Source organism: Pseudomonas sp. MN1F (assembly GCF_009391885.1).
Lineage (GTDB): Bacteria > Pseudomonadota > Gammaproteobacteria > Pseudomonadales > Pseudomonadaceae > Aquipseudomonas.
The window spans coordinates 48,724-62,244 of record NZ_VZII01000031.1 but is presented as its reverse complement, the minus strand read 5'-3'; the positions used below and the strand labels follow the sequence as shown (position 1 = coordinate 62,244).

General features: G+C 64.1%; 15 protein-coding genes. 10 read left to right on the top strand and 5 right to left on the bottom strand.

From position 1 onward, the window contains the following. The first annotated feature begins 4 nt into the window (after positions 1–4). The gene (locus F6X59_RS15905) at positions 5–625 is read left to right on the top strand and encodes a hypothetical protein (protein ID WP_152957036.1); all 621 of its coding nucleotides are present in this window, start codon (positions 5–7) and stop codon (positions 623–625) included. Here F6X59_RS15905 and F6X59_RS15900 read toward each other — a convergent pair. After that, positions 610–1,542, bottom strand: a complete 933-nt coding sequence (locus F6X59_RS15900) for a MerR family transcriptional regulator (RefSeq protein ID WP_152957035.1) — start codon at positions 1,540–1,542, stop codon at positions 610–612. The genes F6X59_RS15905 and F6X59_RS15900 overlap by 16 nt on opposite strands. Before the next feature lie 219 nt (positions 1,543–1,761). Here F6X59_RS15900 and F6X59_RS15895 point away from each other — a divergent pair, with 219 nt between their 5' ends. The 4 genes from F6X59_RS15895 to F6X59_RS15880 all read left to right on the top strand — a co-directional run bounded on the left by F6X59_RS15895 (position 1,762) and on the right by F6X59_RS15880 (position 3,731). Then, positions 1,762–2,322, top strand: a complete 561-nt coding sequence (locus tag F6X59_RS15895; RefSeq protein WP_152957034.1) for an antibiotic biosynthesis monooxygenase — start codon at positions 1,762–1,764, stop codon at positions 2,320–2,322. Between the two features lie 76 nt (positions 2,323–2,398). Continuing rightward, on the top strand, positions 2,399–3,091 hold the full coding sequence (gene folM, locus F6X59_RS15890) for a dihydromonapterin reductase (RefSeq protein WP_152957033.1): 693 nt from the start codon (positions 2,399–2,401) through the stop codon (positions 3,089–3,091). Between the two features lie 9 nt (positions 3,092–3,100). Further along, on the top strand, positions 3,101–3,397 hold the full coding sequence (locus F6X59_RS15885; RefSeq protein ID WP_152957032.1) for a DUF1244 domain-containing protein: 297 nt from the start codon (positions 3,101–3,103) through the stop codon (positions 3,395–3,397). After that, positions 3,390–3,731, top strand: coding sequence for a HopJ type III effector protein (locus F6X59_RS15880; RefSeq protein ID WP_261941555.1), 342 nt, complete (start codon positions 3,390–3,392; stop codon positions 3,729–3,731). Before F6X59_RS15885 ends, F6X59_RS15880 begins: the two co-directional genes overlap by 8 nt. 31 nt (positions 3,732–3,762) lie before the next feature. Here the strand turns inward: F6X59_RS15880 and F6X59_RS15875 are convergent, their stop codons facing one another. From F6X59_RS15875 to F6X59_RS15865, 3 genes are all read right to left on the bottom strand, one after another. Next, positions 3,763–4,671 carry an alpha/beta fold hydrolase gene (locus tag F6X59_RS15875; RefSeq protein ID WP_152957030.1) on the bottom strand — a complete coding sequence of 303 codons (909 nt, stop codon included), beginning with the start codon at positions 4,669–4,671 and terminating at the stop codon, positions 3,763–3,765. Positions 4,672–4,749: 78 nt separating this feature from the next. Continuing rightward, the gene (gene fabV, locus F6X59_RS15870) at positions 4,750–5,961 is read right to left on the bottom strand and encodes an enoyl-ACP reductase FabV (protein ID WP_152957029.1); all 1,212 of its coding nucleotides are present in this window, start codon (positions 5,959–5,961) and stop codon (positions 4,750–4,752) included. 130 nt (positions 5,962–6,091) lie between these two features. Further along, on the bottom strand, positions 6,092–6,949 hold the full coding sequence (locus F6X59_RS15865) for a LysR substrate-binding domain-containing protein (protein ID WP_152957028.1): 858 nt from the start codon (positions 6,947–6,949) through the stop codon (positions 6,092–6,094). Positions 6,950–7,084: 135 nt separating this feature from the next. Here F6X59_RS15865 and F6X59_RS15860 point away from each other — a divergent pair, with 135 nt between their 5' ends. From F6X59_RS15860 to F6X59_RS15840, 5 genes are all read left to right on the top strand, one after another. Continuing rightward, positions 7,085–8,125, top strand: a complete 1,041-nt coding sequence (locus F6X59_RS15860) for an agmatine/peptidylarginine deiminase (protein ID WP_152957027.1) — start codon at positions 7,085–7,087, stop codon at positions 8,123–8,125. After that, complete coding sequence (gene aguB, locus F6X59_RS15855; protein WP_152957026.1) at positions 8,122–9,018, top strand: N-carbamoylputrescine amidase; 897 nt, start codon at positions 8,122–8,124, stop codon at positions 9,016–9,018. Before F6X59_RS15860 ends, aguB begins: the two co-directional genes overlap by 4 nt. Positions 9,019–9,020: 2 nt before the next feature. Continuing rightward, entirely contained in the window at positions 9,021–10,106 is a 1,086-nt protein-coding gene (locus tag F6X59_RS15850) for an extracellular solute-binding protein (protein WP_152957025.1), read from the top strand. Positions 10,107–10,109: 3 nt separating this feature from the next. Beyond that, entirely contained in the window at positions 10,110–11,219 is a 1,110-nt protein-coding gene (locus F6X59_RS15845; protein WP_152957024.1) for an agmatine/peptidylarginine deiminase, read from the top strand. A gap of 154 nt (positions 11,220–11,373) precedes the next feature. Then, positions 11,374–12,552 (top strand): acetyl-CoA C-acetyltransferase, encoded by a 1,179-nt coding sequence (locus F6X59_RS15840; RefSeq protein WP_152957023.1) that lies wholly within the window; start codon positions 11,374–11,376, stop codon positions 12,550–12,552. Here the strand turns inward: F6X59_RS15840 and F6X59_RS15835 are convergent, their stop codons facing one another. Continuing rightward, the gene (locus F6X59_RS15835) at positions 12,553–13,362 is read right to left on the bottom strand and encodes a 5-methyltetrahydropteroyltriglutamate--homocysteine methyltransferase (protein WP_152957022.1); all 810 of its coding nucleotides are present in this window, start codon (positions 13,360–13,362) and stop codon (positions 12,553–12,555) included. Positions 13,363–13,521: the final 159 nt, after the last annotated feature.

Below are 13,521 nucleotides of genomic sequence, written 5' to 3'. Positions count from 1 at the left end.
GATCATGCAAGCAGAAACGCTCCTGACTCAGGACGAACTGGATTTCATCCAGGACATGCAGCATTCCCCGCAATTGAACCTGGCCGACCCGGTGTCGAGCCTGCTGGTCAATGGCGACCGCCATATCCAGTCCCTGCTCGCCCGCCTGGTGGCCAACGAGCAGGTGACCCTGCAGGCGCAATTCAACAACCAGCAGATCAGCTTCCCGCTGCAGCTGGTGGAAGACGAGTTCCATGCCGTTCACCTGCAGATCGGCTCACCGGAAATCTACGAAGACGACGGCCCGATGCTGCGCCCCTGGCGCCTGTCGATGGAGCAGCCCAGCGCACTGCTGGATGCCAAGGGCAAGGCCAGTGGCCTGCTGGTCCGGGATATTTCATTCAAGGGTGCGTTGCTCGAGGTGCGTGGCCTGGCCAAAGCCCCATCACGTTTCGACCTGCATTTTGCCCCGCATGGCATCAGCCCGATCGGCCTGCATGGCAGGCTGCGCCGGCGTATCGGCCCGGACCTGGCCGCCTACGACCTCAGCCGCAGCCCCGCCGAAGAAATCGACCGGCTGCGTGAGTACATCCTGCAGGCCCATCGCCAGGCCCATCCAGAACTGCACGATCAGGTATCGAGCTGACCGGCCAGATACTGCCGCAAGCGGCGCCGCATCAACTCGCTTTGCGCACCCAGGCACGCAACCGGGCTGCCGGCGAGACTGTCCTGGGCGTTTTCTGCCGCCTCGCCAGCTAACAGCAATGGGCATTCCAGGCCTGCTGCCAGGCGCCTCAGGCGCTTGTTCAATTCGACTGTGGGCGAATGGTTGGCAAACAGCACCAGGGCATCCGGCCGCAGGCGCTCACACACCAGCGGCAATTCTTCCAGCGACTGGCCGGGCATGAGCAGACTCACGCCGATGTCCTCACTGCCCAGAAGCAAGCCGGTCACCAGCAGTTCCAGTTCATGGCACAGCCCGGGAAGCGGGGCCAGCAGCACATGGCGGACGCGCGGCTGACGAGAAAGCTGCAAACGGGAGAACACCCGGCCACGCAGGAACTGGTCGAGGAACAGCCACTCGCTGGCCTGGCCGAATGCCCCCTGCCCCGCCGCCAGATCATGCCAGACGGGCAAGAACACTTCGCTGAACACCTGGTCCAGGGCGATTGTCGCGAACACCTGGTCGAACAGCAGGTCCAGGCTCGACGCGTCGAAGCGATTCACAGCCTTGCGCACCTGAGCCTGCCACTGTGCCCTGCTGTCAGGCGAAATCACGCCCTGGGCGACGGCCTGGCCGCGGGCCAGAATGCCGCCAACCTTGCTGACTGCAACGCCACGTTCGAGCCAACCCAGGATGCTCCGGACCTGTTCGATATCCGCCTGGGAATACAACCGGTGACCACTTTCGGTGCGTGTCGGCTGGATCAGCCCGTAGCGGCGCTCCCATGCACGCAGGGTCACGGCGTTGACGCCGGTCAGGCGGGAAACCTCACGAATGGGGAACAGGTCCTGGTGGTGCAGGCCTGCCTCGATTTCCGAGCTACGTCCCTGTCTGTTCATCTGCACTGAGTAACCTGTGTGCGGAAGTTGAACGGGCATTCTACTACGACATCATGCAGTGCGAGCCAGCAACCGTTTGCGAACAATTGTTAAGGCCGTATTGTCACCAGCAGGATGCTTCGCGCCCGATTCTTGCATGCAGGCTGACGTTGCCCACCACCCCGGGCCACGCAGCCAAGGGGCCGGCTACCCGCCAGCCCCGTCGCCAGGAGATACACGATGTCTACCCCACCCGTCACCCTGATGGTGTCGCGCCGCGCCGCCCATGGCCGCTACCAGGACCTGCTGGCCTGGCTGCACGAAGGCGAGCAGCTGGCCACCGACTTCCCCGGTTACCTCGGCTCGGGCATCCTCGCCCCACCCCGCGACAACGACGAATTCCAGATCATTTTCCGCTTTAGCGACGAGCCTACCCTGCACGCCTGGGAGCACTCCGCATCGCGCCGGGCCTGGCTGGCTCGCGGTAACGGCCTGTTCGAACGCCCCAAAGAGAGGCGCGTCAGCGGCATTGACGACTGGTTCGGCACTAATACGGTGCAAAAACCACCGCGCTGGAAGCAGGCCGTGGCCATCTGGCTGGCCTTCTTCCCGGTCTCGCTGCTGTTCAACGTCCTGTTCGGCCATTGGCTCGCAACGTTCGAGCTGCTACCCCGGGTCATGCTCAGCACGCTGGCCCTGACGCCGGTCATGGTCTACTTCTTCATCCCCTTGTCTACCCGCCTGCTGGCCAACTGGCTGCACGCCACGCCAACCGCCAGCCCGGCGCTGCGCAGCCGCTGAGGCGAGGTCATACAAGCGCGAACAGTTCGGGTATGCTGGGCGGCAACGACAGGACAGACAAGTTGACCGCCCGCACATGAACAGCCCTATTCTCGTTACCGGCGCCAGCCAGCGCGTCGGGCTGGCCCTGGCCCTCGAGCTGGCTCAGGCCGGCCATACGGTGGTCAGTGCCAGCCGCAGCCTCCAGCCGCAGTCCGCGCACCCGAACATCGTGCAGTTCCAGGCCGACCTCTGCGTCAGGGCCGACCGTGAAGCGTTGATCGACCACCTGCAGCGCAACTACGACGGCCTGCGTGCAATCATCCACAACGCCTCGCTGTGGCTCGACGACGGCCTCGACAACCTCGACACCATGTTCCGCCTGCACGTCGAAGCGCCGTACCACCTGAACCTGGCGCTCGGCGAGCTGCTGAACAAGGTCGACAAGGCCGATATCATCCACATCTGCGACGAAACCTCCTCACGCGGCAGCAAAGGCCACATCGGCTACGCCGCGACCAAGGCTGCACTGCAGAACATGGTGCTGTCGTTCGCCGAAAAATACGCGCCCAAGGTGCACGTCAACGGTATCCTCCCCGGCCTGCTGATCCTCAAGGAAGGCGGTGACGAGGCCTACCGCCAGCAGACCCTGAAAAAGGCCCTGCTGGAATTCGAACCCGGCGCCGGGCCACTGATCGAGACGGTGAAATACCTGCTCGCCAGCCAGTACAGTACCGGTAGCCAGGTGGTCATCAACGGTGGCCGCCACCTGAAGAACCGCATGATCTGAGAGACTGCCATGACTGAGCAACAACAGCTCGAACTCGAAGCCGCCGCGTTCCGGCGCCTGGTCGAACACCTGCAGAAACGCACCGACGTGCAGAACATCGACCTGATGAACCTTTCCGGTTTCTGCCGCAACTGCCTGTCCAAGTGGTACAAGGCCGCCGCTGACGAGCGCCAGGTCGACATCAGCCTGGATGACGCCCGCGAAGCGGTATACGGCATGCCCTACGCCGAGTGGAAAGCCCAATACCAGGAAGAAGCCAGCGCCGAGCAGCAAGCGGCGTTTGAACAAGGAAAACCTCGTGACTGATCTGAACACCCTGCGCAGCAGCCTGGCCAGCGGCCAACACGTCTTCGCCGATACCTTGGCGTTCATCGCCGGCAACTACAGCTACCAGCCCCAGGCCTTCAACAACGGTGGCGTGGAGAATGCTGCCGGGCAGAACGAAGGTTCGTGCAAGACCCTGGGCCTGGCCCTGCTGGAAGGCCTGAGCGACCAGGAAGCGCTGCTGGCCTTCGGCGAGCACTACCGCGACGTGCTGGCCACCCCTGAGGGCAGTGACCATGGCAACATCCGTGCGCTGATCAAGCACGGGCTGGCCGGTGTGAAGTTCGCCGAGCTGCCGCTTTCGCGCAAAGCTTGAGATGGCGAGGGCCGCTTTGCGGCCCAGCATTTCAACTGATATTCGTCCCCGGCACGCCATCTGCCAGCCCGCCCTGCTGCAACCACTGCAACGCAATCGGCCACAGGTTTTCGCGAAACCGGTCATGGAAGAACGCGAAATGGCCAATCTCATCGACCGAGATATCCACAGGCGCAATCCGCAAATGCAGCCGCTGCGCCGCTGGCAGGTACGCCAATAACCGCTCGGTCGCCGCTACCGTGCCAAACGGATCGTCCGTCAGGCTGATGGCCAGCGTTGCGGCCTGCACTTGGGCGAAAGGCAGCATGGCCAGGCCGCGCCCGCTCGGGCGCTGCTCATAACGCGGTGTGCGCGTGGCCCAGTCATGCACGACACCCGCCGGGGTGTCCTCCAGCCACCCCAGGCGCTTGCCGGGAAAGTAACCGAACGCACGGGTCAGCAACGGCATCACCACATGCCATTTGCCAAACAGCCGCCAGCGCTGGTCGGCGGCATAGTCGCGCCAGTAGGCGAATTGCGCGCCGACCATCACCACCCGCCGCACCTGCCCGGCCGACGGCGCCAGGCCCACGGCGCAGCCACCGAAACTGTGGCCCACCACATCCACCGGCTGGCCGGGAAAATGCTCGGCGGCGTGCGCCAGCATAGCTTCGAAATCCAGCCGGCCCCAATCGCTCCACGACGCCTGGAAGCCGCGCAGCGAGTCCGGGCGTGATTCACCGATACCGCGATAGTCGTAGGTCAGCACATCGCAGCCTTGGGCGAACAGGTAGTCGGCAAAGCGCGAATAATAGCGGCAGCGCACCGAGGTGGCCGCGTTGATGATCACCAGCGGGCGCTGGGCATCTGCCTGGGCGTGGCGCCAGCAAAAGCCGCCGAGGCTGTAGCCGTCAGCCGTGGCCTGGCGAAAGGCAGTGGCGGGTTGGGTGAGGCTGCTCATGGCGCACTTCCTGTTGTTGTGCGCCAAAACTAGCAAAAAAAATGGGGGCCTGTATCGGCCCCCATCTTTTACATCGACTTACAGCTCGATGCAGTCGAACTTCACATCGGTGGCCACGTCTTCGTCGTAGTTGACGTCAGCGCGCTCGAAGCCGAACAGGTTGAGGAACTGCTTCTTGTAACCGGCGTAGTCGGTCAGCTCGAACAGGTTCTCGGTGGTCACTTGTGGCCACATGGCCTTGCACGCGTCCTGCACGTCGTCGCGCAGTTCCCAGTCGTCCAGGCGCAGGCGGGCTTTTTCGTCCACTTCGGCCGGGGCGCCATCGGCGCGGTACAGGCGATCGCGGAACATGCGATCCAGCTGGTCCTGGGTGCCTTCGTGCACACCCTTTTCCTGCATGATCTTGAACACCATAGACAGGTACAGCGGCATCACCGGGATGGCCGAGCTGGCCTGGGTGACCACCGACTTGAGCACCGCCACGTTGGCGCCGCCCTTGACTTCAGCGGCCAGCTTCTTGTCCAGGCGCAGTGCGGTTTCGTCCAGGTCCTGCTTGGCCTGGCCCAGGGCGCCGTGCCAGTAGATCGGCCAGGTGATTTCGGTGCCGATGTAGCTGAAGGCTACGGTGCGCGCGCCTTCGGCCAGCACCTCAGCGCCCGCCAGGGCGTCGATCCACAGCTGCCAGTCCTGGCCGCCCATGACGGTAACGGTGTCGGCGATTTCCTGCTCGGAGGCCGGCTCGATGCTGGCCTCGATGATGGCGTCCTTGTTGGTGTCGATGGCGGTCGACTTGTACGGCTGGCCGATCGGCTTCAGCGCGGAACGGATCACTTCACCGGTTTGCGGCAGCTTGCGCACGGGCGAAGCCAGCGAGTAGATGACCAGGTCGACCTTGCCACCCATTTCGTTCTTGATCAGCTCGATGACCTTGGCACGGGCTTCATCGGAGAAGGCGTCACCATTGATCGACTTGCTGTACAGGCCCTCGGCCTTGGCGAACTTGTCGAAGGCAGCGGCGTTGTACCAGCCAGCGGTACCGGCCTTGGTCTCGGTACCTGGCTTTTCGAAGAACACGCCCAGGGTGTCGGCCTTGAAGCCGAAGGCCGCAGTGATGCGGGCAGCCAGGCCGTAGCCGCTGGAGGCACCGATGACCAGGACCTTCTTCGGGCCATCCTCGCGCACGCCCAGCTTGCGGGTGGCTTCGATCTGGTCACGGACGTTGAGCTCGCAGCCCTTCGGGTGAGTCGTGGTGCAGATGAAACCGCGAACCTTAGGATGAATGATGGCCAATGTCTGTACCTCGTCAGGTTTATGCCGGGGAAAGCGCCACAAGGGCGATTCCGATTGATCAGAGGGTGAGACTACCCCCGCAGGTTATCCGACACATATTACGGGGTGTTTGAGGGGATTCAAACGCCGGTCATGCCTGCAACTCAGCGCGTAGCCAACCCAGAAACTGCCGGGCCAGCGGATCGTCCTGGCTGTCCCGGTGCACCAGGCAGGCCCAGGTCGGCCCGCGCACCCGCTGCGCAGACAGCGCCTGCAGGCGCCCCTCGCCCACCGCCCGCTGCGCCAGCAACTGGCTGACCAGGGCAACACCCAGCCCTTCGCTCGCAGCATCCAGCAGCAATCCAGGGTCGGAAAAATTCAACCCCTTGCCCTGCTGCCCAACCTCCTCGCCGCCTTCCAGCTGCCAATGGCTCCAGTCCATTTCGCGCTCGCCATGCAGGGTGGTGCGCTGCTGCGCAGGGGTTTGCAGCAACCCAGGGTGGCAGGCGGGATACAGCTGGTCGTGATGCAGCACGGTAAAGCTGCACTCGGCCTGGGCACTAAGGTCGTCGCGAATGGCCAGGTCGATGGTTTCGCTGGCCATGTCCGGCACCTCGAAGCTGGTAAACAGCCACAGATCGACCTGCGGGCAACGCTGATGGAAATCGGCCAGGCGCGGCAACAGCCAGTGCCGGGCGAAGGCCGGGCTGGTGTTGACCACCAGTTGATTGGGCTTGCGGTACTGCTCCAGGCGGCGAATGCCCACGGCCAGGTGCTGCAACATGGACTGGGTGGTGCTGAGCAGGTCATGCCCGGCATCGGTCAGGCTGACGCTGCGGCCACTGCGGTAGAACAGTGGCTGTTCCAGGTAGGTTTCCAGGCTGCGGATCTGCTGGCTGATCGCCGACTGGGTGAGGTTCAGGGCTTCGGCAGCCTTGTGGAAACTACCAAGCCGTGCGGCCGCTTCAAAGCCCCTGAGTGCATTGAGCGGTGGCCAGTGTTTGAGCATGATCGATAAGCCCTGCTAATCAGATATCGGCTAAATCTATCGTTTGTCGCCGTGTCTTCATAGCCATAGCATGGACACCAACACCCGCGACGGCGGGCTTCGTTGATAAAAATCCTTAATAGATCGGAGTTCACTATGCATCTGTCCCTCGACAGCGGCTGGCGCATGCCTGCCGAATGGGCCCGCCACGCGGCGACCTGGATGGTCTGGCCACACAACCAGGCGCTATGGGAAAGCGGCTGGCGCGTCAGTCTGGCCGACGTACAGCGCGACTACGCCCGTGTAGCGGCAGCCATTGCCCGCTTCGAGCCGGTGAAGATGGTCGTCGACCCTTCTGCCCTGCAAAGTGCCCGCACCCTGTGCGGTGCCAACATCGAACTGATCGAACTGGCGGTGGACGACAGTTGGTGCCGTGACAGCGGCCCGAGTTTCGTCTGCCACCCACAGCACGGCCTGGCCGGGCTGAGCTGGCGCTTCAATGCCTGGGGCGGCAAGTCCCGGCACGAACAGGACCGCAGCCTCGGCCGCCGCATCCTCGATCAGCTGGGCCTGGACGGTTTCAGCACCTTCCTGTGCAACGAAGGCGGCGCGATTCATGTCGACGGTGAAGGCACGCTGATCACCACCGAATCGGTGCTGCTCAACCGCAACCGCAACCCCGGTATCGACAAGGCCGAATTCGAGGCCTGTTTCGCCCGTTACCTGGGCATCCGCAAGACCATCTGGCTGCCCGGCGACCCGCAGTACGTCACCGGCGACATGACCGACGGCCATGTCGATGGCGTGTGTGCCTTCGCCCGCCCAGGTGTGCTGCTGGTCGATGCCACCCACGATCACGGCTCGGTCTATGCCGACGTGGTCCGCGAAAACCGCCGCGCCCTGGAACTCGCTACCGATGCACAGGGCCGCCATTTCGAACTGCTCGACCTCTATGAAGCCAGCGCCGCAGTCGACCAGGACGCCGAAGTGTTCTGCGCGTCCTACACCAACTTCTACATCGCCAACGGCGCGATCATCATGCCGGCCTACGGCATCGCCGCCGACCAGGACGCCGCCGAGCAACTCGCACACGCCTTCCCGGGCCGTGAAATCGTGCCGGTGCGCATCGATGCCATCGCCCACGGCGGCGGCGGTATCCACTGCATCACCCAACAGCAGCCAGAGGTGCAGCCATGAGCCTTCTGCGTATCGCCACCACCCAGATGCCCTGCAGTTGGAACCTGCCCGACAACCTCGACCGCGCCGAGCAACTGGTACGCCAGGCTGCCGCCGAGGGCGCTCAGGTGATCCTGCTGCAAGAGCTGTTCGCCACGACCTACTTCTGCATCGAGCAGGACCACAAGCACCAGGCACTGGCCGAGCCCTACCCGAGCAGCCCGATCCTTCAGCGTTTCGCCGCCCTGGCCGGCGAGCTGGGTGTGGTGCTGCCGCTGAGCTGGTATGAACGGGCCGGCAATGCCTTCTTCAACTCGCTGACCGTGGCCGATACCGACGGCCAACTGCTGGGTGTGTACCGCAAGACCCATATCCCCAACGCCATCGGCTACCAGGAGAAGGAGTACTTCAGCCCCGGCGACACCGGTTTCAAGATTTGGGACACCGCCTTCGGCCGCCTGGGCATCGGTATCTGCTGGGACCAGTGGTTCCCCGAAACGGCCCGCTGCCTGGCACTGATGGGCGCCGAAGTGCTGCTGTTCCCCACTGCCATCGGCTCCGAGCCCGGCTGCGCCGAGCTGGACTCACGCGACCACTGGCAGGTCGCCATGCGCGGCCATGCCGCCGCCAATCTGTTGCCCGTGGTGGCCGCCAACCGCGTCGGTGTGGAAGTGGCCGATAGCGATGAATCACTGCGCATGCGTTTCTACGGCTCGTCGTTCATCTGTGACCACAAAGGCGCCATGCTCGCCGAAGCCGACCGCGACAGCAGCGGCATCTGGCTGCACGACCTGGACCTGGCACGCATGCGCGAAGACCGATTGAGCTGGGGCATCTACCGCGACCGTCGCCCGGACATGTACGCGCCGCTGCTGACCCTGGACGGCAAGCACCCACACAGCCTGAGGCCCTGAGCATGAAACGCCACGTTTTCGCAGCACTGGCCCTGGCGATCTGCGCCAGCCAGGCCCAGGCCGACCAGCCCACCCTGCGCCTGTACAACTGGGCCGATTACTTCGCCGGGGACACCCTCAAGCAATTCACCGCCGAAACCGGCATCCAGGTGATCTACGACGTGATGGACGGCAGCGAGGTACTCGAAGCCAAACTGATGTCCGGGCGCAGTGGCTACGACCTGGTATTCCCCGGCGATACCGTGGCTGAGCGCCTGATGCGTGCCGGCAGCCTGCAGCCACTCGACCACAGCCGCCTGGAAGCCCTGGACGATATCGAGCCCGGCCTGCGCAAGCTGCATGCCCAGTACCCGAAAGCCAGCCAGGCGACGGTGCCCTACACCTGGGGCACCATCGGCCTGACCGCGAATGCCGAGAAAGTCCGCCAGCGCATGCCCGATGCGCCGCTGGACAACCTCGACCTGCTGTTCAAACCAGAGCTGGCCGCCAAGTTCGCCGATTGCGGCATCTCGATCATCGACTCGCCCGATGAAGTGCTGGCCGTGGTGCTCAATTACCTGGGCCGCGAACCGCGCAGCGCCAAGCGTGAAGACCTGGCCGCCGCCAGCGAACTGCTCAAGGCGGTGCGCCCGTACATACGCAAGTTCCAGTCGCAACCGGTGACCGAACTGGTCAACGAGAACCTGTGCCTGTCGCTGGGTTACAGCGGCGACGTGATCCAGGCCCAGCGCGCCGCCGACTCTGCCGGCAAGCACCTCGACTTCCAGTACCGCGTACCGCGCCAGGGCACCACGGTGTGGATGGACACCATGGCCATTCCGGCGGATGCCCAGCACCCGGGATACGCCTATCGTTTCATCAACTTCGTCATGCGCCCGGCGAACATGGCCGCCATCAGCAACTTCACCGGCTACCCCACGGCCAGCGCCAAGGCACGCCAGGCGGTGGACCCGCGCATGCGCGACAACCCCGACATCTACCTCGACGAAGCCACCTACGCCCGGCTGATTCCGGGCCGGGATATTCCACAGGCCGACATGCGTGCACGCATGCGTGTGTGGACCCGCTTCAAGACTGCACAGGACTGACCCATGCCCAGCCGTAGAACCTTCCTGCAACTGTCGCTGGCCGCAGGCCTGGGAGCCGGCCTCGGCCTGCCGCTGGGCCTGGCCCGCGCCGAGCAACCCGGGCGCTGGTTCATGCCCGACGAGGGCGAGCCGCAGCAGCGTGCATTCATCGCCTTTGGTGCCCAGGAGGCCATCTGGGAAGACTTCACCGCCGACGTGCAAGCCGCCCTGGGCCGCATCGCCCAGGCCATCGCCCGCTACCAGCCAGTGACCGTGTTCTGCCGCCCCAGCGAACGCGGACTGGCCGAGCGGCACTGCGCCAGCCACAACACACGCTTTGTCGAATGCAGTCTGGACGACATCTGGATGCGCGACATCGGCGCCAACTTCGTCGTCGACGATGACGGCGCCGTCGCCGCGGTGGATTTCAACTTCAACGGCTGGGGCAACAAGCAGCGCCACCAGAACGACGCGCAGCTGGCCAGGCGCGTGGCCACCCTGGCCGACGCCCGCTACCAGCGCAGCGAGCTGGTGGGCGAAGGCGGCGCCATCGAGGTGGACGGCCACGGCACCGGCATCATGACCGAGAGCAGCTGGATCAACGCCAACCGCAACCCGGGCTGGAGCAAGGCCGACGTCGAGGCCGAGCTCAAGGCGCGCCTGGGGTTGAGCAAGGTCATCTGGCTGCCGGGTATCGCCGGCGAAGACATCACCGACGGGCATGTGGACTTCTATGCCCGCTTTGTGCGCCCGGGGGTGGTGATCGCCAACCTGGACAACGACCCGGCCTCCTATGACCACGCGGTGACCCGCAAGCATCTTGAGATCCTCAAGAGAGCCACCGATGCCGAAGGCAGGCGCTTGCAGGTGCATGTGGTATCGCCGCCCATGCGCGGGCGGCGCAACAGGTTCAGCCAGGGCAACAATGATTTTGCGGCGGGGTATATCAACTACTTCGTGATCAACGGCGCGATCATCGCTCCGCAGTTCGGCGATGTGCAGGCCGATGAGAAAGCCCGGGCGTTACTCGCCGTACTGTATCCAGGGCGGGATATCGTGCAGCTGGATATCGACGCGATTGCGGCGGGTGGCGGGGGGATTCATTGTGTGACACATCAGTGTCCGGCTGCCTGATCTTCGCTGGCTGCGGGGGGCCTGAATGTCCCGCGACGAGCCCAGCCCTCATTGATTGGCTTTTCACATCAATCACAAAGAAAATCAAACTTAACAAATCAACCAAACCCGCCGATGCTGGCAGCACTACGCCCATTGCCCGGAGAACAACAACATGAACGACGTGGTCATCGTCGCCGCAACCCGTACCGCCATCGGCAGCTTCCAGGGTGCCCTGGCCAATGTGCCGGCCGTCGACCTCGGTGCAGCAGTGATCAAGCAGCTGCTGGAGCAGACCCGGCTGGACCCGGCCCAGGTCGATGAAGTGATCCTCGGTCAGGTGCTCACCGCCGGTGCCGGGCAAAACCCGGCGCGCCAGGCCGCGATCAAGGCCGGCCTGCCCTACAGCGTGCCAGCACTGACGCTGAACAAGGTCTGCGGCTCGGGCCTGAAGGCCCTGCACCTGGCGGCGCAGGCGATCCGTTGTGGTGACGCCGAGGTGGTGATTGCCGGTGGCCAGGAGAACATGAGCCTGGCGCCGTATGTGATGCCATCGGCACGGACCGGCCAGCGCATGGGCCATGGCCAGCTGATCGACAGCATGATCAGCGACGGCCTGTGGGATGCCTTCAACGACTACCACATGGGCATCACCGCCGAGAACCTGGTGGAAAAATACGGCCTCAGCCGTGAGCAGCAGGACGCCTTCGCCGCCGAGTCGCAGCGCAAGGCCGTGGCGGCGATCGAAGCGGGCCGCTTCAAGGACGAGATCACGCCGATCGTGATGCCGCAGAAAAAAGGCGAGCCGAAAGTCTTCGACCGTGACGAACAACCGCGTCCAGACACCACCGCCGAATCGCTGGCCAAGCTGCGCCCGGCCTTCAAGAAGGACGGCAGCGTCACCGCCGGCAATGCCTCCAGCCTCAACGACGGCGCCGCTGCGGTGCTGCTGATGAGCGCCAGCAAGGCCCAGGCCCTGGGGCTGCCGGTGCTGGCGAAGATTGCCAGTTATGCCAGCGCGGGCGTGGACCCGGCGATCATGGGCATCGGCCCGGTGTCGGCGACCCAGCGCTGCCTGGACAAGGCTGGCTGGCAGCTGGCCGACCTTGACCTGATCGAAGCCAACGAGGCCTTTGCCGCACAGGCACTGGCGGTGGGCAAGGCGCTGGAATGGGAGGCGAGCAAGGTCAACGTCAATGGCGGGGCGATTGCCCTGGGGCATCCGATTGGTGCTTCCGGGTGCCGGGTGCTGGTGACCTTGCTGCATGAAATGATCAAGCGTGATGCCAGGAAAGGGCTGGCCACCCTGTGCATTGGTGGTGGCCAGGGTGTCGCCCTGGCGATCGAGCGATGATCAGGCAGTAGCGCGCAACTCGCGGGCAGCCGCTTCATTGACGGCCCTGGCCAGCAGCGCGACTTCCTGGCACGTGTGCACGGCCTGCTCCACCGGGCTGTGCAGCAATGGGCAGGCTGTGGCCACCCACAGCCGCTCACCCAGGCGGTCGTGGGCATCGCGCAGCAGATGCAGGGTATTTTCCAGGTCGCATGGCGAGGCGTTGCAGCCGTCGACCAGGCCGAGCGACAGCACCTTGTAGGCCGGCAGCCGGTCGAGGAGAGTCTGGTACTGGTCGGGGGCCTGCACCAAGTCGACGTGCAGGCCATCGACCGGCAGGTTGACGGCCAGGCCGAGGTTGCCTTCCAGGCCACCGAAGTAGGTGGCGATCAGCTTCTTCAGCGGAGCACGCTGTAGGATGTTGTAGACACGTTCGAAAGCGTTTTTCCATTCCTGCGGCAGTTCCTGGGCCAGGATCGGCTCATCGATCTGCACCCATTCGGCCCCCAGGGCAGCCAGGCGGTTCAGGCCCAGGTCATACAGCGGCAGCAGGTGTTCCAGCGCGTCGAGGTCGGCGTTGTCTTTGCTGGCCTGCCACAGGTAGGTCAAAGGGCCGATCACCACCGGTTTGACTGCATGGCCCAAAGCCTTGGCTTCGGTCACTTCGTCGAACAGCTGCTCCCAGCGTTGGGCAAACGGCTGATCGCACCAGGCGAAATCGCCAACTGGCAGCAGTTCGATGCCGGCGTCCTTCTGCACTTGCCAGTGGCGGGCACGCAGCTCGCGGTCACTGCCAAAGCGTGGAAAGCCCAGGTTATGCGCCAGTGCCATGTCTTGTCCCTCAGAGATCCGAAAAAAAGTACCGAAATGAATGAGGGCATTTTCCGACCCGCGAGCGGCTGAGACAAACTCATTAAATTTGAGATGAACTCAAGAATTGCTCATGATGCCGACGAACCTGAATGTCTTGTTCAGAGCAGCACCCTACGT